Here is a 5081-nt window from a genome sequence, read left to right on the forward strand (position 1 = left end):
AGGTTGGTTCTCGCAACCCGACCCTACCGGGAAACCCGATGGCCACCGCAAGCTACACCACGTCCATGGACGTCACCGAGGTAAGTTTCGGATTATCGTGGAGAAGGAAAGTGACTATGATCTTTTCACCGATACTGAACTGCACAAGATGAACGCCAACAGGCGGGTGAAGGTGGAGGGCACGAATCGCACCGAACCTGTCACTGCGGCATGGATGCGACACCCTCAGCGGCGCGAGTATCGTGGGGGCTTGGTATTCAATCCGAAGTTTACGCCATCAGGTGCCTATAATATCTGGCGCGGCTGGGCAGTGCAGCCCTCCTCGGTTGCGTCCTGCGAACTGTTTCTCACGCATTTGCGCGACGTGATTTGCGACGGCAGCGAAAGGGAATACCGCTGGTTGCTGGGTTGGATGGCGCACCTTGTCCAGCACCCAGCAGAGAAGCCCGGAACCGCCGTCGTGCTGCGTGGAATGAAAGGCGCGGGCAAGGATACTGTGGGGCACTATCTCGGGACGCTACTCCCGCGCCACCACGTCACGCTGTCGCAACCTGAGCACCTTACCGGGCGCTTCAATGCACATATGGAAACGGCAATCCTGATCCAACTGGAGGAAGGCTATTGGGCGGGAGATCACCGGGCAGAAGGCGTTCTGAAAAATCTCATCACCTGCCAGTCCCTCGAGGTCGAGCGGAAAGGGATCGACCCTTACAAGATCGACCATTTCGGGCGATTGCTGATCACGTCCAATGCAGAATGGGTTGTGCCAGCTACTCCCGGCGAGCGGCGGTTCTTCGTACTGGACGTTTCGCCTGCCCACGCGAAAGACACCTCCTATTTTTGCGCGATCTGGGAAGAGCATGCGAATGGCGGCGCTGGTGCGCTGCTGCACTTCCTGCAATCCTATGACCTGACAGGATTTGATGTGCGCAACCCACCTGAGACGGCAGGACTTACCCAGCAAAAGCTAGAAGGGCTGCGCAACCTAGAGGCGTGGTGGCGAGACCGGTTGAGCGAAGGCGACTTGCGCCACGGTGCCGGTGACGGCTTCGATGATGATCACGATGCATGGGATCGCGAGGCGATCACCATTTCTCGCGACTATCTGCGACGCAATTATGAGGAATGGCTGTCTGCGCGGCGCTGGCATGGGAATGCGGTGTCGGTCGACGTTTTCGGCAAGAGGCTCAGGGCCATTTGCACGGGCCTGGAAGACAAGCGTGGCAGCGTCTCAGGTCAGCGGGTCCGCCAATACGTCCTGCCGCCTTTGGCAGAGTGCCGCGCTTCATTCGCCGCACATATGGGCGGAGAAATCGAGTGGGATCAATGATCGTCCCTGTTCCATTTCGGTTGATCGATTGCCGCCCAATTGCCCTCAGCGCGGTCCAAGCTGTCCAACTTGGCGTTGCTCCCGAGCGGCGTAATGGACGCAAGAAAACGAATGGAATCAATTGCACGTCCGGGGTGTCCAACCTGTCCAACCCATTTTCGGATTGAGATGGGAAAGTATGGAGCGGCAGGGCTCGGGCGCAGCGGGCAGCACTGTGCACAGCACGGGCCAACGTGGAGTAACAACCGCCTGGACAGGCTGGACAGGTTGGGCAATTGAATTATTTCAATGGCTTGTGAAAAAATCTGTTAGAAGTCGGTTGGAGCGGTTGGACGCGGCAAAGTGGGTTGCAGGCGATCATCGGCCCTTGGCCAAGTCGGCAACCGCAGATCGCAGGAATTCCAGTGTGCCGGATCCAATTTAGCTGTTGCGAATCTGAAATCTTGCGAGTTGGGCGGGTCGGTGTCCCCGCCTAGCGCGTGCCTTGATAGGAAGGACCCAAAGCCAAGATGGTGCACAGGCGATGATCTGCCCTATTCGATCTTGGGGCGTAGTCCATCTGGCGCGCCGTGCGTACGATTTGAGTATACTCGGACAGGACGCTCTGAAGTCGCTTGAATTTGTCCGAATAGACTTGCGGGATCAGTTTTAGGACGATACCAGTTTATCGGACAGTCTATCAGGACGGAAGGAGACCATCATGAGCGAGTTGATCGGGTATGCGCGGGTTTCATCGGTTGGGCAGAAGCTGGACGTGCAGGTTGCCGCTTTGCGGGCTGCGGGCGTCAGCGACGAGCACCTCTACAGCGAGAAGGCCACAGGCACCAAGCGGGACGCAAGGCAGGCGCTGGACGAACTTCTGACGCGCGGTATCCGCAAGGGCGACACGTTGGTTGTGACGCGGCTTGACCGACTTGCGCGGTCCACGCGCGACCTTCACAATATTGCTCACGCTTTGACTGGCAAGAACGTTGGCCTCCGCGTTCTTGAACAGGCGATCGATACCACGACGCCGGAGGGGCGCATGTTCTTCACCATGCTTTCTGCGGTAGCGGAGTTTGAAACCGAAATCCGGAAGGCCCGCCAACGGGAGGGCATAGACGCGGCGTTGGCCAAAGGACCGTACTCGCCCTTTAAGGGCAGACCCGCATCAATAGATAGGGAGCAGGTCAACGCCATGCGCGCCAAGGGTATGACCCCCACGGCCATTGCCAAGGCGCTTGGTGTGGCGCGGTCGAGTGTCTATCGCTGCCTAGAATAGTCGTCCTGAGACACTTCGCCCAGCCGCAAAAGGTGATTTGGACTGGCGACAGGTTGGCCTGTCTGCAATTGTAGCGTGAGGCAGGGCAATACCCTCACTTCATTCGATAACACAGAAGCGGCTAAGTTGCCGCACGAGAGAATCGTGAGCATTCGGACAGGCACCCGACAAGTTGCAACAAGAAAACCAAGCTCGCAACTGAGATTCTTGAATAGCCTGCTGGGTCGCTCACCCCAACAATGGAGGAGGTCAAGTTGCTCCAACAATTAGAGACCGCAGATGGTGTTCGCCGTGAAGTAGCGGCCCGAACCGAGCAGAAACACAAGGCCGAATTCGGCCAGTTCATGACGCCATCGAGTGTAGCGCGTTTCATGGCATCCCTGTTCCCCCCGAGCGCACTACGTACCTGTCGCCTGCTGGACGCGGGCGCCGGCGTGGGCGCGTTGTCGTGCGCCTTCCTCGATCGATGGGTCACTTGCGGATTTGGCTTTGAGTCTGTCGAGGCGACGGCATACGAGATCGACGAGAAACTGCGCGGCCACCTTTCGCAGCACTTGGCCGCGTACAGCCGCGTGACGCCTCGCATCATCACCGGCGACTACATCGAACTGGCGACCGCTGACGGTCTCGACGATCGAGGCTATACGCACGCGATCCTCAATCCGCCTTACAAAAAGATCAACAGCCGATCAGACCACCGGTTGGCTCTGCGCACCGTTGGTATCGAGACGGTGAATCTCTATTCCGCTTTCGTCGCGCTGGCAGTGGGCGAGGCAGCGTTAGGTGGACAGATCGTGGCCATCATCCCTCGCAGTTTCTGCAACGGGCCGTATTACCGCCCGTTCCGCGAATTCATCCTTGAGCGGGCGGCGATCCGCCATATGCACCTGTTCGAGACCCGCAACAAAGCTTTTAGGGATGACGAGGTGCTGCAGGAAAACATCATCATCCGCTTGGAGCGTGGCGGACAGCAGGGGACGGTCACGATTACGACCTCAACTGATGACAGCTTTTCCGACCTGATCACTCACGAACATCCATTCGATCGAATTGTGTTTCCGGACGACGCAGAGCGATTCATACATGTGCCGACCACACCTGAAAAAAGCGCGATCGAGCTATCGCCTGCCGTGCGTTTCTCACTTGCGGACATTGGCGTGAAGGTGTCGACAGGACCAGTAGTCGATTTCCGGCTGAAGGCGCACCTGCGCGATATGCCCGAGCCAGGCGCCGTGCCTCTAATCTACCCCGGCCACTTGAGCATGGCCGGCACCCTCTGGCCCGTGCCGGGTTTAAGGAAGCCCAATGCGATCATGCGCAACGACGAGACAGAAAAGTGGCTTTACCCGAACGGGTTTTATTGTGTGGTACGCCGCTTTTCATCGAAGGAGGAAAAGCGCCGCGTGGTGGCAAGCATCGTCGATCCTGCTGCCCTTGAAGATCATTCGGTTCTGGGCTTCGAGAACCATCTGAACCTGTTTCATGAGAACAAGCGCGGCTTGCCTGAGGCCCTAGCCCGTGGACTGGCCGTGTTCCTGAACACGAATGCTGTAGATGAGCATTTCCGTCGATTCAACGGTCATACGCAGGTAAACGCCACTGACCTCAAGCTGATGAAGTACCCGAGCCGTGACGCCCTGATCGAGCTTGGCAAGTGGGCAAAACAAAAGGGCAACCTCACGCAAGAACAGATCGACGCTAAGCTGGAAACCCTGAGCAAATGAACAACCAAAACGACCATATCGAGGCCGCGAAAAAAATCGTCATTTCCTTGGGCCTACCTCGAGCGCAGCAGAACGAGCGTTCTGCCGTGTGCCTGCTTGCCCTCCTAAATCTCACGCCGGGTAAGGCATGGGCCGACGCGGAAAATCCGCTCGTAGGCATCACGCCAATTATGGATTGGGCACGGGATAACTTCGGCAAGGAGTACGCGCCCAACACCCGCGAGACATTCCGCCGCCAGTCGATGCACCAGTTCTGCGACGCTGGCCTTGCGCTCTATAACCCGGACAAGCCAGACCGCCCTGTGAATAGCCCGAAGGCAGTTTATCAGATCGAACCCGCCGCGCTGAACTTAGTGCGCACCTTCGGCACTCCAAAATGGCATGATAACCTCACTGCCTATCTGGCCGAGCGTGAAACGCTGGTTGCCCGCTACGCCAGAGAGCGCGAACATAACCGAATCCCGGTTGAGATTGCATCGGGCAAGCAAATCACCCTTAGCCCCGGCGAGCACAGCGAACTGATCAGGGCGATAATCGAGGACTTCGCCCCGCGCTTTGCGCCAGGTAGCGCTCTGATCTATGCTGGCGACACGGGCGAGAAGTGGGGCTATTTCGACGCCGACCTATTGGCGATTCTAGGTGTCGATGTGGATTCGCACGGCAAAATGCCAGACGTGGCGCTGCACTTCACGATGATGTCCCGCGGCGTGGTGTAGCTTACGACGGGCCTCGCGCTCACCGGCGGGCCGAGCTTGTCAGTCGCGCT

General features: G+C 58.1%; 4 protein-coding genes. All 4 read left to right on the forward strand.

Translation table 11 applies throughout. From position 1 onward, the window contains the following. Positions 1-1330, forward strand: a 1330-nt coding sequence (locus tag Q1A36_RS21030) for a primase-helicase family protein (protein ID WP_299848093.1), incomplete at its 5' end; no start/stop codon positions are given. Positions 1331-2030: 700 nt separating this feature from the next. Then, entirely contained in the window at positions 2031-2591 is a 561-nt protein-coding gene (locus Q1A36_RS21035; RefSeq protein WP_299848095.1) for a recombinase family protein, read from the forward strand. Between the two features lie 239 nt (positions 2592-2830). After that, entirely contained in the window at positions 2831-4315 is a 1485-nt protein-coding gene (locus tag Q1A36_RS21040) for an Eco57I restriction-modification methylase domain-containing protein (RefSeq protein ID WP_299848097.1), read from the forward strand. After that, the gene (locus tag Q1A36_RS21045) at positions 4312-5031 is read left to right on the forward strand and encodes a BsuBI/PstI family type II restriction endonuclease (protein WP_299848100.1); all 720 of its coding nucleotides are present in this window, start codon (positions 4312-4314) and stop codon (positions 5029-5031) included. Before Q1A36_RS21040 ends, Q1A36_RS21045 begins: the two co-directional genes overlap by 4 nt. Positions 5032-5081: the final 50 nt, after the last annotated feature.

Source organism: uncultured Paracoccus sp. (assembly GCF_947487305.1).
GTDB lineage: Bacteria > Pseudomonadota > Alphaproteobacteria > Rhodobacterales > Rhodobacteraceae > Paracoccus.

What these genes read in the sequence shown, in the direction of transcription:
- Q1A36_RS21040 (WP_299848097.1), top strand. Translation starts at nt 2,831, where the DNA reads ATGGAGGAGGTCAAGTTGCTCCAACAATTAGAGACCGCAGATGGTGTT.
- Q1A36_RS21045 (WP_299848100.1), top strand. Translation starts at nt 4,312, where the DNA reads ATGAACAACCAAAACGACCATATCGAGGCCGCGAAAAAAATCGTCATT.
- Q1A36_RS21035 (WP_299848095.1), top strand. Translation starts at nt 2,031, where the DNA reads ATGAGCGAGTTGATCGGGTATGCGCGGGTTTCATCGGTTGGGCAGAAG.